Here is a 19,404-nt window from a genome sequence, read left to right on the forward strand (position 1 = left end):
TGTTGAAGCATGAGAGAGTCGCGTCATTGCCCGGCGGTATTGATCGCCGCACCGGCCTCCGGTCAGGGCAAGACCACCGTCACCGCCGCCTTGGCCCGATTGCATCGCAATCAGGGGCGCAAGGTGCGGGTCTTTAAATGTGGCCCCGATTTTCTCGACCCCATGATCCTCGAGCGCGCCAGCGGTGCGCCGGTGTATCAGGTGGACTTGTGGATGGTCGGCGCCGACGAAAGCCGGCGCTTGCTCTGGGAAGCGGCGGGTGAATCGGACCTTATCCTCATCGAAGGGGTCATGGGCCTGTTTGACGGCACGCCGTCCAGCGCCGATTTGGCCCGTCATTTTGGTGTTCCGGTATTGGGTGTGATTGACGGTACGGCCATGGCCCAGACCTTCGGCGCGTTGGCGTTGGGGCTGGCGCGCTATCAGCCGGACCTGCCGTTTGCCGGGGTGTTGGCCAACCGGGTGGGCACTGTGCGCCATGCGCAGTTGCTGGAAGGCAGCCTGACCGAAGGCTTGCGCTGGTACGGCGCGTTGTCCCGCGAAACCGGGATCGAGCTGCCCAGCCGCCATTTGGGCCTGGTGCAAGCCAGCGAGTTGAACGATCTCGATATGCGTCTGGACGCCGCCGCCAATGCCTTGGCCAGCACCTGCGAGGTAGCGCTGCCACCGCCGGTGGAATTCGCCGCGCCTGAGCCGGTGGCCATTGAGCCCTTGCTGGCAGGTGTGCGGATTGCCGTGGCGCGCGATGAAGCGTTTGCCTTTACCTATGGCGCGAGCCTGGCGCTATTGCGTGATATGGGCGCTGAACTGGTGTTTTTCTCGCCGATACGCGACACGCATCTGCCGCAAGCCGACAGTGTGTATTTGCCCGGCGGTTACCCGGAACTCCATCACCAGGCCCTTGCGCGCAATACCTCGATGCTTGAAGCGATTCGTGCCCACCATCACGCGGGCAAACCGCTGTTGGCCGAGTGCGGCGGCATGCTTTATCTGCTCGACGCCTTGACCGATGTCGAGGGCCAGCGTGAAGCGCTGGTGGGCTTGCTCAAGGGCGAGGCGACGATGCAAAAGCGCCTGGCTGCGCTGGCCTTGCAAGCCGTCGAAATGCCCGAAGGCCTGCTGCGGGGTCACACCTATCATCACTCGCTGACCAGCACCGAACTTGAGCCCATTGCGCGGGGCCTTAGCCCCAATGGCGGGCGCGGTGCCGAAGCGGTGTATCGCGAAGGGCGTATGACGGCGTCTTATGTGCACTTTTACTTTCCGTCCAATCCCCAGGCCATTGCCGCGTTGTTCGCGCCGTGCGCCGTGAAGGTGCCATGAGCGACAACGCATTTAGCCCTGAAGAAAAGGCCGCTGTTTACCGCGCCATTGCTGAGCGCCGCGATATGCGCCACTTCAGCGGTGGTGAAGTGGCGCCCGAGTTGTTGGCCCGCTTGCTCGAAGCCGCGCATCAGGCGCCGAGCGTGGGCCTGATGCAGCCGTGGCGGTTTATCCGCATCACCGACCGTGAGCTGCGCGGCAAGATTCAAACCGTGGTCGAGGCCGAGCGGGTACGCACCGCTGAAGCCTTGGGCGAGCGCTCCGACGAGTTCATGACGCTCAAGGTCGAAGGCATTAATGACTGCGCCGAAGTGCTGGTGGCCGCGTTGATGGATGATCGCGAAAAGCACATTTTCGGCCGTCGGACATTGCCGGAAATGGACATGGCGTCGCTGTCCTGCGCGATTCAAAACCTCTGGCTGGCAGCGCGGGTCGAAGGCCTGGGCATGGGCTGGGTGTCGTTGTTCGAGCCTCAGGCGCTGGCCGATCTGCTGGGCCTGCCTACCGGGGCCAAACCGCTGGCGGTGTTGTGCCTGGGGCCGGTCGAGCAATTTTATCCGGCGCCGATGCTGGTGCTGGAAGGGTGGGCGCAGGCGCGTCCGCTGAGTGAGTTGGTGTACGAGAATTATTGGGGAGTAAAGCCATGAGTGTGGCGTTGTTGTGCGTTGCCGGTGTGGCGTTGGATGCGCTGCTCGGCGAGCCTAAACGCTGGCATCCACTGGTTGCGTTTGGCCGCATGGCTGACCGTATCGAACAGCGTTTCAATTCCGGTGGCCGTGGCTGGCGCAGCCATGGCGTGACCGCCTGGGTACTGGCGGTGTTGCCGTTGACGATTCTGGCCACGGCCTTGTCGTGGCTGCCGTATATCGGCTGGCTGGTGGAGATACTGGCGCTGTACTGCGCGCTGGGCATGCGCAGCCTCGGTGAGCACGTGCAGCCGGTGGCCGAGGCCCTGCGCGCCAATGATCTGGACGAGGCGCGTACGCGGGTCGGTTATCTGGTCAGCCGGCAAACCAGCGAGCTGGATGCAACCGAAGTGGCCCGGGCCGCTACTGAGTCGGTCCTGGAAAACGGCAGTGATGCAGTGTTCGCGGCGCTGTTCTGGTTTGCCGTTGCCGGTGCGCCGGGCGTGGTGCTCTACCGTTTGAGCAACACCCTGGACGCGATGTGGGGGTATCGCAACGAGCGCTTCGAGCGTTTTGGCTGGGCTGCTGCCCGCATCGACGACCTGCTTAATTACATTCCTGCACGGCTGGTGGCACTGACCTACGCCTTGCTCGGTAAAACCCGCTTGGCGTTGACCTGCTGGCGCAAGCAGGCGCCGCAATGGGACAGCCCCAATGCCGGGCCAGTGATGGCGGCCGGTGCCGGTGCGCTGGGGGTCGAGTTGGGTGGCGCAGCGATTTATCACGGTGAAGTGCATGAGCGCCCGCAGTTGGGTGAAGGCGTGCCCGCCGATGCCGATTCGATTGGCCGGGGCTGGCAGTTGGTGCAGCGCGGTGTGTGGCTGTGGTTACTGATCTTGTGCGTGGGGAGTGAGTTCTTTGCTTGAGCATGGTGGACGTTTGCGTCAGGCGGCCCTCGACTACGGCATCGCCGAGTCGCAATGGCTGGACTTGTCCAGTGGCCTCGCGCCCTGGCCTTTTGCAATCCCGGCGATCCCCGAGCGGGCCTGGGCGCGTTTGCCCGAAACCGATGACGGGCTGGAGCAGGCGGCCTGCCAGTATTACGGCGCCCCCCACGTATTGCCGGTGCCGGGTTCGCAATGCGCGATCCAGTTGCTGCCGCGTCTGCGCCGCAGTGGCAAGGTCGGCGTGCTGTCACCGTGCTACGCAGAACATGCCGAATCATGGCGGCGCAATGGCTTCATCGTGCGTGAAGTTCTGGAGCAGGAAGTCGACATCTACCTCGACACCCTCGATGTGCTGGTGGTGGTTAACCCCAACAACCCCACGGGCCTTAACCTGCCCCCCGAGCGTTTGCTCGACTGGCACGCACGGCTGGCCCAGCGCGGCGGCTGGCTGGTGGTGGACGAAGCCTTTATGGACAACACCCCCGAGTTGAGCCTGGCTGCCGAGAGCGGGCGCAGCGGATTGATTGTGCTGCGTTCGTTCGGCAAGTTTTTCGGCCTGGCCGGGGTGCGGTTGGGCTTTGTGCTGGCGGAGCTTAAATTGCTCAAGCTGCTGGCAGAGCAAGTCGGCCCGTGGGCCGTCAGCGGCCCGACGCGGATTGTCGGCCAGGCGTGCCTGCTCGATACCCAAGGCCATGCCCGGCAGCGTGAGCGCAGTGAGTTGGCCAGTGCCCGCTTGCAGCACTTGCTGGGCCAGCATGACTTGCTCCCGCAGGGCGGCTGCGCCTTGTTCCAGTGGCTGATCACCCCAGAGGCCGAGCAGCTTTACGACTTTATGGCCCGGCGCGGGATTTTGCTGCGCCTGTTTACCAGCAACAGCAGCGTGCGTTTTGGCCTGCCTGCCGATGAAGCCGACTGGTTGAAGCTGCAAGAGGCTTTGCAGGCTTATACCCAGTCGCGAACCAAGGACGTTTCATGAGCACATTGATGGTGCAGGGCACCACTTCCGATGCGGGCAAAAGCACACTGGTAACGGCGTTGTGCCGCTGGCTGACCCGCGAGGGCGTGCGCGTGGTGCCGTTCAAGCCGCAGAACATGGCGCTCAACAGTGCCGTGACCGCTGAAGGCGGCGAAATTGGCCGCGCCCAGGCCGTACAGGCGCAGGCCGCCGGTTTGCCGCCGCATACCGACATGAATCCGGTGTTGCTCAAGCCCAACAGCGACACCGGCGCCCAAGTGATCATCCATGGCCGCGCCGTCACTACCATGAACGCGGTGGCGTATCACGACTACAAGGCCATCGCCATGCAAGCGGTGCTGGCCTCGCATCAACGGCTGAGTGCCGCGTACCCGGTGGTCATGGTTGAAGGGGCGGGCTCTCCGGCCGAGATCAACCTGCGCGCCGGTGACATCGCCAACATGGGTTTTGCCGAAGCGGTGGATTGCCCGGTGGTGCTAATTGCCGACATCAATCGGGGCGGCGTTTTCGCGCACTTGGTCGGCACCCTGGAGTTGCTCTCCGAGACGGAGCAGGCACGGGTCAAAGGCTTCATCATCAACCGTTTTCGCGGTGACATTGCCTTGCTGCAACCGGGCCTCGACTGGCTGGAAGAGCGCACCGGCAAGCCGGTGATTGGCGTGTTGCCCTACGTGCTGGATTTGCACCTTGAGGCCGAAGACGGCATCGACCAGCGCCAGACCGACAAGGTCGAACACGTGCTCAAAGTGGTGGTGCCGGTATTGCCGCGCATCAGCAACCACACCGACTTCGACCCGCTGCGCTTGCACCCGCAGGTGGATTTGCAGTTTGTCGGGCCGGGGCAAGTGATCCCGCCGGCTGACTTGATCATCCTGCCGGGTTCAAAAAGCGTGCGCAGTGACCTAGCGTATTTGCGCGCCAATGGCTGGGACACGGCGATCAATCGCCACCTGCGCTACGGCGGCAAGGTGCTGGGTATTTGCGGTGGTTTGCAGATGCTCGGTGAGCAGGTGCATGACCCGTTGGGGCTGGAAGGGGCGCCCGGTTCGAGCGCTGGTTTCGGCTTGCTGGGCTTCAGCACCGAACTGGCCGCCGAGAAGCAACTGCGCAACGTGCGCGGGCATTTGCTGCTGGAAGACGCCGAGGTCAACGGCTACGAGATCCACGCCGGAGTCACCACGGGGGCGGCGCTGGAGCAGCCGGCGGTGCGTCTGGATGACGGCCGTTATGACGGCGCGCAGAGTGCTGACGGGCACATTCTAGGCACATACCTGCACGGCTTGTTCGAGTCGCCTGAGGCCTGCGGCGCGTTGCTGCGCTGGGCCGGGTTGCAGAACGTGCAGCACGTCGACTACCACGCGCTGCGCGAGCGCGACATCGAGCGCCTGGCCGATCTGGTCGAGAAGCACCTGGACACGGCGTACTTGCGCGAGCTTTGCGGTATCTGACTGTAGGCGCGAGCTTGCCTCGCGATCTTTTGATCTTCTAAAAGATCGCGAGGCAAGCTCGCTCCTACAGGGATCACCCTTTAGAGGTTTTTAAACATGCAGCAACTGATTTTGGGTGGCGCCCGCTCGGGTAAAAGCCGCTTGGCCGAGAAGCTCGCGGCCGACTCTGGCTGCGCTGTCATCTACATCGCCACCAGCCAGCCGCTGGACGGCGAAATGAACGAGCGGGTTCGCCTGCACCGTGAGCGCCGCCCCGCACAGTGGGGCTTGATCGAAGAGCCGATTGAACTTGCCCGCGTGCTGCGTGAAAACGCCGGTACAGAGACCTGCCTGCTGGTGGATTGCCTGACCTTGTGGCTGACCAATCTGCTGATGCTTGAAGACCCGCAGCGCTTGAGCGCCGAGCGTGAGGCGCTGCTTGAGTGCCTGGCTGGATTGCCGGGGCACATTGTATTTGTCAGCAACGAAACCGGAATGGGTGTCGTGCCGCTGGGCGAATTGACTCGCCGTTACGTCGATGAAGCCGGTTGGTTGCATCAAGCCTTGGCCGAACGTTGCCAGCGAGTCGTACTGACCGTGGCGGGCCTGCCCCTGACATTGAAAGGAACTGCGCTATGAATACCCCGTGGTGGCTGAACCCGTGCAAAGCGGTTGATCGTGAGGTGCAAGCGGCGGCGGCCGAGCGCCAGCAGCAGTTGACCAAACCGGCGGGTTCGCTGGGGCAACTGGAAACCCTGGCTGTGCAACTGGCCGGGTTGCAGGGGCGCTTGAAACCGCGTGTCGATCAGCTGTGGATTGCGATTTTTGCCGGAGATCATGGCGTGGTCGCCGAGGGCGTGTCGGCCTACCCGCAGGAAGTGACCGGGCAGATGCTGGCCAACTTTGTCAGCGGTGGGGCGGCAATCAGCGTGCTGGCCCGTCAATTGGGTGCGCACCTGGATGTCGTCGACCTGGGCACGGTAACGCCGATGCTCAACTTGCCGGGTGTGCGGCATTTACAGCTGGGCGCGGGCACCGCCAATTTCGCCGCAGGCCCTGCCATGTCTGATGCTCAGGGCCTGAAAGCCCTGGCGGCCGGTCGTGACAGCGTGGTGCGGGCACAAGAGCTGGGCTGCGAGTTGTTCGTGGGCGGCGAGATGGGCATTGGCAACACGGCCTCGGCCAGTGCCGTGGCCAGTGCGCTGCTGCAATGCCCGGCGTCTGAGCTGACCGGGCCGGGGACCGGGCTGGACGCTGCGGGCGTGAGCCACAAGGCGCGGGTGATTGAGCAAGCGCTGGCGTTTCATGACGGCTACCTGGACGACCCGCTGCAAACCTTGTTCCGCTTGGGCGGTTTTGAAATCGCGGCCCTGGCCGGTGCCTATGTGGCGTGCGCGCAAGCGGGCATCGTGGCATTGGTCGACGGTTTTATTTGCACCGTTGCCGCCATGGTTGCCGTGCGCTTGAACCCTGAGTGCCGGGAATGGCTGGTGTTCGGCCATCGCGGTGCTGAGCACGGGCATCGCCGTGTCCTGCAAAGCTTGCAGGCTGAGCCGTTGCTCGACCTCGGTTTGCGTTTGGGTGAAGGCAGTGGCGCTGCATTGGCGGTGCCGTTGGTGCGTCTGGCCTGCGACCTGCACGGGCAGATGGCAACGTTTGCTGAGGCGGCTGTCGCGGATCGTCCGGCATGAGCGTGACTCTGGACTTGCTGCGCCACGGTGAAACCGAGCTGGGCGGCGGGCTGCGCGGCAGCCTTGATGATGCGCTGACGCCCGTGGGCTGGGAGCAAATGCGCGCAGCCGTTCAGGGCCGGGGCCCGTGGGACCGGATTGTCAGCTCGCCGTTGCAGCGCTGTGCTTTGTTCGCCCAAGAACTGGCCGGGCAACTGGCGCTGCCAGTGACGTTCGACAAAGACCTGCAAGAGCTGCACTTTGGCGAGTGGGAAGGGCAGAGCGCCGCCGCGCTGATGCAAACCGATGAGCAGGCACTGGGCCTGTTTTGGGCAGACCCTTACCGCTTCACCCCGCCTCAGGGCGAGCCGGTGCTTGAGTTCTCGCAGCGGGTGTTGGCGGCGGTCACGCGCTTGCAGCAGGCCCACGCGGGTGAGCGGGTGCTGGTGGTGTGCCATGGAGGCGTGATGAAGTTGCTGCTGGCGCAGGCCCGTGGTCTGCCCCGTGAGCAGTTGCTGAACATTCAGGTGGTTAATGGGGCGCTATTCGAGTTGCAGGTCGACGCACACGGCGTTTTGAGCGAGGGGCGCTGAACATGTTGCCGTTCTGGATTGCCTTGCAGTTCCTGAGCAGCTTGCCGATCCGCTTGCCCGGCATGCCGCAACCCCAGGAGCTTGGGCGTTCGTTGTTGTTCTACCCGCTGGTCGGGCTGTTGTTTGGTGTGCTGTTGTGGTCGCTGAACGGTCTGTTGGCCGGGGCGCCGTTGCTGTTGCATGCGGCACTATTGCTGAGCGCCTGGGTGTTGCTCAGTGGCGGCTTGCACCTGGACGGTCTGGCCGACAGCGCGGATGCCTGGCTGGGCGGCTTCGGGGATCGCGAGCGCACCCTGACCATCATGAAAGACCCGCGCAGCGGCCCGATCGCCGTGGTCACGCTGGTGCTGGTGTTGTTGCTCAAGTTCTGTGCCTTGCTGGCGTTGATCGAGCAGCAGCACACGGCCGTGTTGTTGATCGCGCCGCTGATTGGCCGCAGTGCGTTGCTGGCGGTGTTCCTGACCACGCCTTACGTTCGGGCGGGCGGCTTGGGCCAGGCCTTGGCCGACCACTTGCCGCGCAAGGCCGGTTGGTGGGTGCTGGGCTTCAGTGCAGTGGCCTGTGTGGTGATGGCCGGTACTGCCGGGGTGTGGGCCTTGCTGCTGGCGGCGTTGGGCTTTGTGTGGCTGCGCCGGGTGATGATGCAGCGCTTGGGCGGCACCACGGGCGATACCGCGGGTGCGTTGCTGGAGCTGCTGGAAGTACTGGTTTTAGTGGGGTTGGCGCTGGTGGCAGGCTGACACCCGGTGTTGTTTAAATCTTGATTCTCCTTCATTGCGGGTATATACATACAAAATGTTACCAACCCAGTGTTTATGCACCAACCTGCGACGTGTTTCGCGGGGCATCAGCCGACATTACGACGGGGCCCTGGATGGCTTCGGGATCAACGTTGCGCAGTTTTCATTGATGAGCAACCTCAAGCGACTGGACCAGCCGAGTATTTCCAGCCTGGCCGAGGCCATGGGGCTGGATCGCAGTACTTTGGGGCGTAACCTGCGGGTGCTGGAAGGCGCTGGCCTGGTGAAGATGTCTGAAGGTGAGGACCATCGTAATCGGCTGGTTTGCCTGACCGAAGAGGGTGAGAGGCGCTTCAATGCCGCCTGGCCAGCCTGGGAGGCCGCACAACAGCGGTTGGTCGCGCGCTTGGGAGAAGACCGGCGCGAACAGTTGCTGCAGTTATTGGATGAGCTGGCGGGTGTCGATTAGCACCCGTTTTACGAATAAGAATGGGTATATACCCGCATCAGGAGAATAACAATGACATCGGTGTGGCGAACGAGCGGGTGGGTATTGCTGGGCAGTGCGTTGATTTTGGCGCTGTCGTTGGGGGTCAGGCACGGCTTTGGTCTGTTCTTGCCGCCCATGAGTGCGCAGTTCGGCTGGGGGCGAGAGGTGTTTGCCTTCGCCATTGCCTTGCAGAACCTGATCTGGGGCCTGGCTCAACCGTTCACCGGTGCGTTGGCCGATCGCTTTGGCGCCGCCAAGGTGGTGATTGTCGGCGGTGTGCTTTATGCCGTCGGGCTGGTGCTGATGGGCATGTCGGACTCGTTGCTGACGCTGTCGCTGAGTGCTGGCTTGTTGATTGGCATCGGCCTGTCCGGTACGTCGTTTTCGGTCATTTTGGGTGTGGTCGGCCGTGCCTTGCCGCCCGAGAAACGCAGCATGGGCATGGGGATCGCCAGTGCGGCGGGCTCCTTTGGCCAGTTCGCAATGCTGCCCGGCACGCTGGGGCTGATCGGCTGGCTTGGCTGGTCGTCCGCCTTGCTGGTGCTGGGCTTGCTGGTGGCCATGATCGTGCCGTTGGTGAGCATGCTCAAGGACCGGCCAGCGCCGAGTCTGGGCGGCGAGCAAACGCTCAAGGAAGCGCTGCGTGAGGCGTGCACTCACTCGGGCTTCTGGCTGCTGGCGTTTGGTTTTTTTGTCTGCGGGTTTCAGGTGGTGTTTATCGGCATCCACTTGCCGGCCTATCTGGTCGATCAGCATTTGCCTGCCACCGTAGGCACCACGGTATTGGCCCTGATTGGCCTGTTTAATATTTTTGGTACTTACACCGCCGGATGGCTGGGCGGGCGTATGTCCAAACCGCGTTTACTGACCGCGTTGTACCTGGCGCGCGCCGTGGTGATCGTGGTGTTTCTGTGGGCGCCGCTGTCGCAATTCAGCGCTTATCTGTTTGGCATGGCCATGGGCTTTTTGTGGCTCTCGACCGTGCCACTGACCAACGGTACCGTCGCCACAATGTTTGGCGTGCGTAACTTGTCGATGCTGGGCGGGATTGTCTTTTTGTTCCATCAACTGGGCGCATTTCTGGGCGGTTGGCTGGGCGGCGTGGTCTATGATCAAACCGGCAGTTACGAACTGATCTGGCAAGGCTCGATCGTGCTCAGTCTGTTGGCAGCAGCCTTGAACTGGCCGGTGCGTGAGCGTCCGGTTGCGCGTTTGCAGGCACGAGGGAGCATGGCGTGAGTTCACTGTGGCTTTGGTTGGGTGCCATCAGCGCAGGCTTTTTGCTGCTGGCCCTGAGCTGGTGGGGCTGGCATCAAGGTGGCCTGGCCTTGCTGGAGTTAGGCATGGGCACTTGCTAGTGCCGTGCCGGGGCGAGTAAGTTCTGTGCCTGCACCTCTATAAAGGACACGAACAATGCTAAAGCGCTGGATTGCGATGCCCGTACTGTTGATGGCGTGCGCGGGTTCTGTCTGGGCGGCTGATTGCCCGTCCTTGCTTGAAGGTTCATTGCCCAAGCTGCGGGCCAAAGAGTCGATCGATCTGTGCAAGCAGTTTGCCGGCAAGCCTTTGTTGATTGTGAACACGGCCAGTTTTTGCGGCTTTGCGCCCCAGTTCAAAGGACTGGAGGCCTTGAACCAGCGCTTTAAGGGCCAGGGGCTAGAAGTGCTCGGCGTACCGTCCAATGACTTCAAGCAAGAGGCCAAAGATGGCGAAGAGACGGCCAAGGTCTGCTACGTCAACTACGGTGTGACCTTCACCATGACCGAGCCGCAAAAGGTGCGGGGTGACGATGCAACGCACCTGTTCAAGGTATTGGCTGAACAAAGCAGCACGCCCAAGTGGAATTTCTACAAGTACGTGGTGGACCGCAAAGGCAATGTGATTGCCAGTTTCTCGAGCCTGACCAAGCCGGACAACCCGGAGTTGATTGAAGCTATAGAAAAAGCCATCGCCTCAAAGTCCTGATTCCTGCACAAGAAAAAGCCCCGCCTCTGCAAAGAGAGCGGGGCTTTTTAGTTCAGGCCGCGTGAGCGTCAGGCTCTCGCAAGCTTAGAACTTGTACGTTGCACCGACAGCAAAGCCGTTGGCGCTGTTTTCGTACTTGGCGCTGTAGTTGTTGATGCCTTTGGAATCGTTAACTTTGACCGACTCTTCTTTCAGGTAAGAGTAAGCCACGTCGATAACCAGGTTCTCGTTAACGGCATAACCGGCACCCAAGCTGAAGATCGTCCGGTCACCGGTAGGGATGCGTGGCGAGCGATTTTCATTGTTGGTAGGCGATTGGTCCCAGGTCAGACCGGTACGCAGTACCCACTGCTTGTTCAACTGATACGACGTACCGATGGCGTAAGCCCAGGTGTCGTGCCAGTTTTGTTCTTCTTTGATGGTCGTGAACGCTTGAGCGCCGCCAGCACCGGCGTTGGCCATGGTCACGCCTTTGTTCTGCACGGTGATGTCTTTCAGGCGGCTCCAGCGGGTCCAGGTGCTACCGGCATAGACCTTCCAGGCATCAGACAGGTCTTGGGTAACGGACAAGTCCCAGGATTCCGGGGTGTCGATCGACAGCGAAGCGTCATAGCGGTTGCTTTGCAGCAACTGTGGCGGAGTACCTGCGCCCGCTCCGATTTCGGTGTGGCCTTTCAGCTTGTAGGTCACTTTGGAGTGGTAGGTCAGACCGACACGAGTAGTGTCTGTGGCTTGCACCAGAACGCCGGCGTTCCAGCCCAGTGCGGTGTCATCACCCTTGATTTTGACGTGGGCTTCAGGTGTGCCCGGAACCAGCGCGAGATCCGACTCCAGCTTGCCGGAGATGCGGTTGATGGTCGGGCCAAAACCTACCGAAACGCGATCGTTGAAGGCGTAGCTGACAGTTGGCTGCAGGGTCACGACTTTTACGTCGCTGGTGCTGCCGAAGGCGCGGCCCTGGAAGTTATGTTCATATTCAGTGGCGAGACCAAAAGGCGCGTACACGCCGAAGCCGACGGCCCACTGGTCATTGAGCTTGTTGGTGTAGAAGCCCATTGGTACGCCAGTGAAGGGAACCATGTCGCCTTTGTTGCTGCCTTTGACGTTGCCGTTGGCATTTTTGATATCGGTTGAGGCGTCGATCACGGCGATACCGCCTGTGACCTGTTGTCCGCTTAGGCGGGACATACCGGCAGGGTTACCGAAAACGGTACTTGCATCGTCAGCAGAAGATGAACGACCTGCGAAGCCGGTCCCCATACCGCTAACGCTTTGTTCGTTGAGGGCGAAGCCGCTTGCGAAAATCTGGCTGGAAGCCAAAGTGACAGCGAGGCTAAGTGTGGTCTTGAGCATTACTTTTTTCATTATTAGAACTCCTTTTGATCACCGGACGAAAGCTACCAACATTTTTGTAAGAGCGCTATAGGCTAAATCGCAGAAGATAACGATGTTTTGTAGGACAATCCGACCGTTTTCCGATCATTTACAGGTTTACAGTGGGTTGAAAAATCTCAAGCCGCTTGGTTGAGAACGGTCATGCAGTCGCGCCCAACATCCTTGAAAGTGTGCAAACGTCCTTTTAGCTCAACTACTTGGCGCCACAGCAGGTCTTGCGGGTGTGCTGTCGGTGTAAAGGTTGGCTGGCTGCAATGCCTGGCAACAAAACATAGGCGTCCAAAGTGTATTTTTGTTTGGTCAGGTTAACTTTTATGCAGTGATGTAAAGCTTCAGCTCCCCGGCATGCTCCCTGTGCAGCTTCGGCGCCTGAAATTGGCCGGCGGCACCCAGGCGCTTGGCAGCTGTGGGTCGTGAGGGTGCGCCGGAAGCGGTTTTTACCGCTTGAGTTGAAGTGTAGTGTCATATCTCTGTTGTAAAGCTCTGTTTTTAAATCGTTTGTAGCTTCTAGGTGTAAGCGATATATCCGCAAGTGCTTAAGCGATGCCGGATATTTCTTAAATGACGCCCAACAAAAAGCCCTGCTGTTCTGGCAGGGCTTGTTGGGTAAGCGCTTGCGGGTCTTAGGCGATAAGTGCCTGACGAGTACGCTCGATCACAGCTTGCAGAGGCTCTGCGCTGGAATATTGATCGGGGTACAGGCGTTCGCTGTGACGGGCGATGCCGTGTTCGTTGACCAGGGTGAAGCTGAAGCAGCCTTTGCGAGCGGCCATAATCAGGCAGTTCATTGGAGCAAAAGCGTTGGTTAGGGTGCGAATGGCATCCTGAGTCTGGATTTGAGTATTCATAGTTATTAGGTGTTCCTACAAAAGACACGGATATGATCCGTGCTGCGTTAAAACGTTCCAGTGACGTCGGGCCATTTTGGCGGGACGAAGAACCTGTCTGGAACAAAGCCGCCAGTTGGAGCGCATTAAGTATGTGGCGCTTGGGCTGGCAGGTAGGTACTTAGGAGGGCAGGCAATCACAACAAGAGCTAAGGTTCCGTGCTCTGGGTGAAGATCCTGATCAATTTGCAGGTTGGTTCGGTCAGAGTAAAAAACTTCGCGATACCCTTTGCTTGTTCAAAGGCTGTATCGGCACAAGATTTACCTGGAAACCATCTTGGGGGTCGATCCCGTTTTATCAGCTCGGCCATCTATTTGAGAGGCTGCTGAGGGATTTATTCGGCCCGAATTGACTTTCAGCTTGGTACTAACGCTGCGGATACTATCGGGTTGAAAATTTAAATGCAAGTGTGCTAGCGAAAAAACATCCTGTAACGGTGATCGGGGCCTCACGCACAATAGGCCGTAATGGGGCTGTTATTAGCCTGTTTTGGGCAATATTCCACGCGGGCTTGCCTGGGGCCCGAGCGTCACGCGGCTGTTCAGTGGGTTTTTTTTTGCGGGTGAGTCCTACATTTTTTGCCTCTGAATCGCCCTGAGCGCTGCGCGGAATGTGATCTTTTGCACATTTGCAACACAACCAACATATTCGTCTGCGAGGTCGATCACGGCAGCTGTCTAGCCTGTTCCGCAAATTTAAGTCAATGAAAAACATCGTTTTTTTTAATTGGTGAAAAAATCGACAGTTTGACTCTAGGCCCCGTAGGGTGGGGGTTTGCGGGGGGTAAACGAGGGTTGTCCACTGACTTATCCACAGGATCTGTGGATTGTCACGCGCGCTTGCTCTAGATCGCGGGTATAGACTTTTTTCGGCTTTACCCAAGCGAAAAAAGGAGTAGAGTGGCGCGCCTTCTGTTCTGCCCTACAGTGTTTTATGAAGTTTCGCACAGCTACTTCCTCTGCTACTCGCTCCAGCACATCGCCTGCAGCGCCCAAACGCTTTTCTTTGCGCATTGCGGTCTGGTTGCTGGACAACCCTCATCTGGGCGCTAAATCCAGCGTCAAACACGTTGCCGGCCATTTGCTCAAGCAGCCTGCCCGCCAAGGTGTGGTGCTGGCGCAAAGCCGTTTGGGGCAATTGATGTGCCGTGATTGTGGAAGCTCCCGGGATCAACGCATTGGTCACGAGCTTTTGCGTCAGGCCGCCCGCGCCGGTGACCGCGTTGCTCAACAGGAATTGAGCAAGATCGAAGACTGAGCTGTCTTCGTGCCCTGAGCTTGGTTAACCTTGCTTTTTTACCTTGCGCGGAGTGGTTATGGCCCTGGACCTGAGCAGTATTTTGCTGGGCTTGGCGTTGGCAGGCGTGCCGTTGTTGGCGTTCGTCTGGCAATTGCAGCGGCGCGCCAGCGGGCATCAAGCCGAGTTGAACCTGCTCGAAGAGCGCCTGAATATGGCCCAGTTGGCTCAGGACGGTCTGAGTGCGCAGCTGGACGCCAGCCGCGATGAAATCAGTGACTTGGGGCAGGCCAACACGGCCAAGCAGGCCGATCTGGCGGCGCTGCGCCGTGAGGTCGAGCTGTTGCAGGTAGAGCGCGACAACGCGCGTGATGCTGCCCACGCCTGGAACCTGGAACGCGCACAGAAAGAAGCCGAGCTGCGTCACCTTGGCGCTCAGGCTGCCGGTCTGAGCGCCGAACTGCGCGAGCAACAAGAAAGCCATCAACAACGTTTGAGCGATCTGCAAGGGTCACGAGATGAATTGCGCGCGCAGTTCTCGGAGCTGGCCGGCAAGATCTTTGATGAGCGCGAACAACGTTTTGCGCAAACCAGCAATGAGCGTCTGGGCCAATTGCTCGACCCGCTTAAAGAGCGCATTCAGTCTTTCGAAAAGCGCGTTGAAGAAAGTTATCAGCAGGAAGCCCGTGAGCGCTTCTCGCTGGGCAAAGAGCTGGAGCGTCTGCAGCAACTTAACCTGCGCTTGAGCGACGAAGCCACCAACCTGACGCGCGCCTTGAAAGGGCAAAAGACCCAGGGCAACTGGGGCGAGCTGATTCTGGAGCGGGTGCTTGAGCATGCCGGGCTCGAAAAGGGCCGCGAGTATCAAACCCAGGTCAGCCTTAAAGGGCCGGATGGCGAGCGCTTTCAGCCGGACGTGTTGATCCTGTTGCCGGGCAACAAGCAAGTGGTGGTCGACTCCAAAGTCAGCCTGACGGCGTATCAGCAGTTTGTCGGTGCCGATGACGACGTGATCGGGCAGGCGGCGCTGAAACAGCATGTGCTGTCACTGCGTAATCACGTCAAAGGCCTGGCCGGCAAAGACTATAAGCGTCTGGAAGGCCTGCACAGCCTGGATTTCGTGTTGTTGTTCGTGCCTATCGAAGCGGCTTTTTCCGCGGCGCTGCAAGCCGAACCCAACCTGTTTCAGGAAGCCTTTGATCGCAACATTGTGATCGTAAGCCCGACCACATTGCTCGCCACCTTGCGGGTGATCGACAGCCTGTGGAAGCAGGAACGTCAGAGCCAGAACGCCCGAGAAATCGCCGAGAGGGCCGGTTGGCTGTACGACAAGTTTGTGCTGTTTATCCAGGACCTGGATGAAGTCGGCAATCGTCTTCAGCAACTGGATAAAGCCTACGCAGCAGCACGCAATAAACTGACCGATGGGCGCGGCAACCTGGTTAGCCGCAGCGAACAGCTCAAATTGCTCGGCGCACGGGCCAGTAAAAGCTTGCCCCCCGAACTGCTGGAGCGGGCCATGACCGACATCAACGGCGTAGCGCATCCGGCTGAGTAAGTTCTTGTAGGGCCGCTGCGCAACCCATCGCAGCCTCATGCTTCGGCAGCGGCTACAGGGGATCACAACGGCACATGCCGGCTCAGCAGTGCTCTCAACACCGCCGGTTTGACCGGCTTACCCAAATACTCAAGCCCCGCCGCATGCACTTCGGCAATCATTTCCTGGCGTCCGTCGGCGCTGATGACCACGCCCGGCACAGGCTCGCCCAATTGCGCGCGCAGCCAGCCCATCAGCTCGGTGCCGGTTTCGCCGTTGTCCAGGTGGTAGTCGACCAGCACCAGTTGCGGGCGCACGCCGTCGTTGAGCAAGGCCGCGCATTCATCGCGGTTTCTGGCGGTCCACACGCGGCAGCCCCAGCGCGTCAACAGGCTCTGCATGCCGATCAGGATGCTGTCTTCGTTGTCGATACACAGCACTTGTGCACCCGTCACCGACTGGCTTTTTGGCTCGCTGGGCACTGCTTGTGGCGCGGCTTGGGCCTGTGCCAGCGGTACGCTGACGCTGAATACGCTGCCTTTGCCCGGCCATGAGCGCACCTGCAGGGTGTGCCCGAGCACTCGGCACAGGCCGTCAGCAATCGCCAAGCCCAGCCCCAGGCCTTTTTCGGCGCGGGTCTGGTGGCTGTCCAGGCGTTTGAATTCTTCAAAAATCACTTGCAGCTTGTCTTGCGGGATACCGGGCCCGCGATCCCAGACCTCCAGGCACAAATGCTGGCCACGACGACGCACGCCCAGCAATATCGGGCCCTTGGCGTAACGGAAGGCGTTGGTCAGGAAGTTTTGCAGGATGCGCCGCAGCAGCTTTATGTCGCTGCTGACCCGCAAGCGGCTGCCACGTACCCGGAACTTGAGGCCTTGCTCTTGTGCCTGGGCGGTAAATTCGGTGCCCAGGGTATTGAACAGGTCGTTGATTGCAAAAGGCTTGATGTCGGGTGTGAATTTGCCGTTTTCCAGTCGGGAAATATCCAGCAAGTCGCTGATCAAGTCCTCGGCTGAGCGCAGCGAGCTGTCCAGGTGCTGCACCAGTTTCTGTGCTTCCGGGCTTAAGTCTTCCTGGTGTGAAAGGGCGGCCGAAAACAGCCGCGCCGCATTCATGGGTTGCATCAGGTCATGGCTGACAGCGGCCAGAAAGCGAGTCTTCGATTGGTTGGCGGCCTCGGCAATGCCTTTGGCTTCGGTCAGCGCCTTGTTCAGTTCCGACAGTTCACGGGTTCGCTCGGCGACGCGCTGTTCCAGGCCTTCGTTGGCCTCGGTGAGCGCCTGTTCGGCCTCACGGAACGCGGTAATGTCGGTAAAACTCATGACGAATCCGCCGCCCGGCATGGGGTTGCCGATAAGCTCGATCACCCGGCCATTGGGGAACAGGCGTTCAGAGGTGTGCGCCCGGCCTTGACGCATCCAGTGCAAGCGACGCGCAACGTGCACTTCTGCCTCGCCGGGGCCGCACAGGCCGCGTTCGGCGTTGTGACGAATAATATCGGCAATCGGGCGGCCAACGCTGATCAGCCCCTCCGGGTAATCGAACAGTTCCAGGTAGCGGCGGTTCCAGGCCACAAGCCGAAGGGACTGGTCGACCACGCTGATGCCCTGAGTGATGTTTTCAATTGCGCCCTGGAGCAAGGCACGGTTGAACTGCAACACTTCTGACGCTTCGTCGGCAATGCGTACGACGTCTTCAAGCTGCATTTCCCGGCCTTCAATGGCAGCTTTTACCACCGCGCGGGTTGACGATGCGCCCAGTACACCGGCCAGCAGGCGCTCGGTATGGGCGATCCATTCGCCATCTGCGTTCTGATTGGGGTTGAAGCCTTTGCCCTGGCGGTAGGCGAAGCGGATAAAGCTCTGGCGGGCGCGTTCTTCGCCGACAAAGCGGGCCGCCAGTGTCAGCAGGTCGTTGATTTGCACCGAGAGCATGGAGCGGCCGCTGGGGTGGCTGCTGATTTCCTGGCCGATAAATCGACCGGCCTGCCAGTGCTCCGACACCCGTGTACGCGACAGCACAGAGACCCAGGCAAACAGGGTGAAGTTACCGGCCAGCGACAGCACCACACCCTGTGTCAGCGGGGTGATCGGCAGGCCCAGCGGGTTGCTGTGCAGCCACGCCAGCCCCGGAAAGTGGCTCAAATGCCAGCCCATGCTGTGGGCGATCAGCGGCAGCACCAAGGTGTAAAACCAGATAAACGTACCGGTCGCCAACCCGGCAAAAACACCCCGGCGGTTGGCTTGTTTCCAGTACAGCGCGCCAAGCATTGCGGGCGCCAGTTGAGTGACCGCCGCGAAGGAAATTTGCCCGATGGTGGCCAGGCTGGCCGTGGAGCCCAGCAGGCGGTAACTGACATACGCCAGCAGCAGGATGACCACGATCGACACGCGGCGCACCGAGAGCATCCAGTAACGGAACACCTCGAACGGGCGCTCGGCGTTTTTGTGGCGTAACAACCACGGCAACAGCATGTCGTTGGACACCATGGTCGACAGCGCCACGCTGGCCACAATCACCATGCCGGTGGCGGCCGAGGCGCCGCCAATAAAGGCCAGCAACGCCAGCGCCGGGTGAGCCTGTGCCAGTGGCAGGCTGATCACGAATGAGTCGGGCAGCACCGAGCTTGGCAGCATCATTTGCCCGGCCAGGGCAATCGGCACCACAAACAGCGCCGCTAATATCAGGTAGGCCGGGAACACCCATTTGGCCAGGCGCAGGTCTTGCGGCTCGATGTTCTCAACCACGGTGACGTGGAACTGCCGGGGCAGGCAGATGATCGCCATCATGGCGACGCCGGTTTGCACCACCATCGACGGCCAGTTGATGGTTTCTTTCCAGTACTCTTCAAGACGCGGCGCCAGCATGGCCTGGCTGAACAGGTCGTCAAAACCGTCATACAGGCCGAAGGTGACAAACGCGCCGACCGCTAAAAAGGCGAAGAGCTTGACCAGCGATTCGAAGGCAATGGCCAGCACCATGCCCCGGTGGTGCTCGGTGGAGTCGAGGTTGCGGGTACCAAACACGATGGTGAACAGGGCTAGCACCAGCGATACCAGCAACGCCGTGTCCTGGGCGCGGGTGCCGGTGGCGTCGGCGCCGGCACCGATCAGCAGGTTAACGCCGAGCACGATGCCTTTAAGTTGCAGGGCGATGTAAGGCAGCACGCCGACGAGGCAGATCAAGGCCACGACAATCGCCAGTGACTGGGATTTGCCATAGCGTGCGGCAATAAAGTCGGCAATCGAGGTGATGTTCTCTTGCTTGCTGATCATCACCATTTTTTGCAGGACCCAGGGTGCGCAGACCAACAGCAGCACCGGCCCCAGATAAATCGGCAAGAACGCCCAGAGTTGTTCGGCGGCCTGGCCCACAGCGCCAAAGAAGGTCCAACTGGTGCAGTACACCGCCAGCGACAAACTGTAGACCCACGCGCGTACCCGCGGCGGCAGCGGTTTGCTGCGCCGGTCACCATAAAAGGCAATGGCGAACATGATGGCCATATAAGCCAGGGCGACGGCGGCAATCAGCCCGCTGGACAACGACATGGAGACTCCTGAAGGTAGATAGACCCGGGCGATCCGGCCC

At 60.4% G+C, this 19,404-nt stretch carries 18 protein-coding genes; 15 read left to right on the forward strand and 3 right to left on the reverse strand.

The window, feature by feature from the left end; genetic code table 11:
- The first annotated feature begins 9 nt into the window (after window positions 1-9).
- The 13 genes from GHO32_RS14980 to GHO32_RS15035 all read left to right on the forward strand — a co-directional run bounded on the left by GHO32_RS14980 (window position 10) and on the right by GHO32_RS15035 (window position 10,757).
- The gene (locus GHO32_RS14980) at window positions 10-1,323 is read left to right on the forward strand and encodes a cobyrinate a,c-diamide synthase (protein ID WP_153338255.1); all 1,314 of its coding nucleotides are present in this window, start codon (window positions 10-12) and stop codon (window positions 1,321-1,323) included.
- Entirely contained in the window at window positions 1,320-1,970 is a 651-nt protein-coding gene (gene bluB, locus GHO32_RS14985; protein WP_153333897.1) for a 5,6-dimethylbenzimidazole synthase, read from the forward strand. Before GHO32_RS14980 ends, bluB begins: the two co-directional genes overlap by 4 nt.
- Window positions 1,967-2,875, forward strand: coding sequence for an adenosylcobinamide-phosphate synthase CbiB (gene cbiB / locus GHO32_RS14990; protein ID WP_153329052.1), 909 nt, complete (start codon window positions 1,967-1,969; stop codon window positions 2,873-2,875). The genes bluB and cbiB overlap by 4 nt, the downstream gene beginning before the upstream one ends.
- On the forward strand, window positions 2,868-3,872 hold the full coding sequence (cobD, locus tag GHO32_RS14995; RefSeq protein WP_048386792.1) for a threonine-phosphate decarboxylase CobD: 1,005 nt from the start codon (window positions 2,868-2,870) through the stop codon (window positions 3,870-3,872). Before cbiB ends, cobD begins: the two co-directional genes overlap by 8 nt.
- Window positions 3,869-5,320 (forward strand): cobyric acid synthase, encoded by a 1,452-nt coding sequence (locus GHO32_RS15000; protein ID WP_048386794.1) that lies wholly within the window; start codon window positions 3,869-3,871, stop codon window positions 5,318-5,320. Before cobD ends, GHO32_RS15000 begins: the two co-directional genes overlap by 4 nt.
- A gap of 96 nt (window positions 5,321-5,416) precedes the next feature.
- Window positions 5,417-5,938 carry a bifunctional adenosylcobinamide kinase/adenosylcobinamide-phosphate guanylyltransferase gene (cobU, locus tag GHO32_RS15005; RefSeq protein ID WP_153333900.1) on the forward strand — a complete coding sequence of 174 codons (522 nt, stop codon included), beginning with the start codon at window positions 5,417-5,419 and terminating at the stop codon, window positions 5,936-5,938.
- Window positions 5,935-6,990, forward strand: a complete 1,056-nt coding sequence (gene cobT, locus GHO32_RS15010; RefSeq protein ID WP_153333902.1) for a nicotinate-nucleotide--dimethylbenzimidazole phosphoribosyltransferase — start codon at window positions 5,935-5,937, stop codon at window positions 6,988-6,990. The genes cobU and cobT overlap by 4 nt, the downstream gene beginning before the upstream one ends.
- A complete protein-coding gene (gene cobC, locus GHO32_RS15015) occupies window positions 6,987-7,562 on the forward strand; it encodes an alpha-ribazole phosphatase family protein (protein WP_153333905.1) in 576 nt (191 codons plus the stop codon). Before cobT ends, cobC begins: the two co-directional genes overlap by 4 nt.
- Window positions 7,563-7,564: 2 nt before the next feature.
- Entirely contained in the window at window positions 7,565-8,302 is a 738-nt protein-coding gene (locus GHO32_RS15020; protein ID WP_153338256.1) for an adenosylcobinamide-GDP ribazoletransferase, read from the forward strand.
- Window positions 8,303-8,357: 55 nt separating this feature from the next.
- Window positions 8,358-8,771 carry a MarR family winged helix-turn-helix transcriptional regulator gene (locus tag GHO32_RS15025; protein WP_153333909.1) on the forward strand — a complete coding sequence of 138 codons (414 nt, stop codon included), beginning with the start codon at window positions 8,358-8,360 and terminating at the stop codon, window positions 8,769-8,771.
- Window positions 8,772-8,822: 51 nt separating this feature from the next.
- Window positions 8,823-10,031, forward strand: coding sequence for an MFS transporter (locus GHO32_RS15030; RefSeq protein WP_153333911.1), 1,209 nt, complete (start codon window positions 8,823-8,825; stop codon window positions 10,029-10,031).
- On the forward strand, window positions 10,028-10,150 hold the full coding sequence (locus GHO32_RS26885; protein WP_256665560.1) for a hypothetical protein: 123 nt from the start codon (window positions 10,028-10,030) through the stop codon (window positions 10,148-10,150). Before GHO32_RS15030 ends, GHO32_RS26885 begins: the two co-directional genes overlap by 4 nt.
- Window positions 10,151-10,205: 55 nt before the next feature.
- Window positions 10,206-10,757 carry a glutathione peroxidase gene (locus GHO32_RS15035; RefSeq protein ID WP_153333913.1) on the forward strand — a complete coding sequence of 184 codons (552 nt, stop codon included), beginning with the start codon at window positions 10,206-10,208 and terminating at the stop codon, window positions 10,755-10,757.
- A gap of 84 nt (window positions 10,758-10,841) precedes the next feature.
- Here GHO32_RS15035 and GHO32_RS15040 read toward each other — a convergent pair whose 3' ends face one another.
- Both GHO32_RS15040 and GHO32_RS15045 read right to left on the reverse strand, forming a co-directional pair.
- On the reverse strand, window positions 10,842-12,122 hold the full coding sequence (locus GHO32_RS15040) for an OmpP1/FadL family transporter (RefSeq protein WP_123751842.1): 1,281 nt from the start codon (window positions 12,120-12,122) through the stop codon (window positions 10,842-10,844).
- A 653-nt stretch (window positions 12,123-12,775) separates the two neighbouring features.
- On the reverse strand, window positions 12,776-13,000 hold the full coding sequence (locus tag GHO32_RS15045; protein WP_055101665.1) for a hypothetical protein: 225 nt from the start codon (window positions 12,998-13,000) through the stop codon (window positions 12,776-12,778).
- Between the two features lie 973 nt (window positions 13,001-13,973).
- Between GHO32_RS15045 and GHO32_RS15050 the strand changes: the two genes are divergently transcribed.
- Together GHO32_RS15050 and rmuC are read left to right on the forward strand one after the other, a co-directional pair.
- The gene (locus GHO32_RS15050; protein ID WP_048369784.1) at window positions 13,974-14,297 is read left to right on the forward strand and encodes a hypothetical protein; all 324 of its coding nucleotides are present in this window, start codon (window positions 13,974-13,976) and stop codon (window positions 14,295-14,297) included.
- 172 nt (window positions 14,298-14,469) lie between these two features.
- Window positions 14,470-15,834, forward strand: coding sequence for a DNA recombination protein RmuC (rmuC, locus tag GHO32_RS15055; protein ID WP_178113895.1), 1,365 nt, complete (start codon window positions 14,470-14,472; stop codon window positions 15,832-15,834).
- Window positions 15,835-15,896: 62 nt separating this feature from the next.
- Here rmuC and GHO32_RS15060 read toward each other — a convergent pair whose 3' ends face one another.
- Window positions 15,897-19,364 (reverse strand): PAS domain-containing hybrid sensor histidine kinase/response regulator, encoded by a 3,468-nt coding sequence (locus GHO32_RS15060; protein WP_153333915.1) that lies wholly within the window; start codon window positions 19,362-19,364, stop codon window positions 15,897-15,899.
- Window positions 19,365-19,404 lie beyond the last annotated feature (40 nt).

The sequence above is a fragment of the Pseudomonas sp. FSL R10-2189 genome (assembly GCF_009600325.1).
Lineage (GTDB): Bacteria > Pseudomonadota > Gammaproteobacteria > Pseudomonadales > Pseudomonadaceae > Aquipseudomonas > Aquipseudomonas helleri.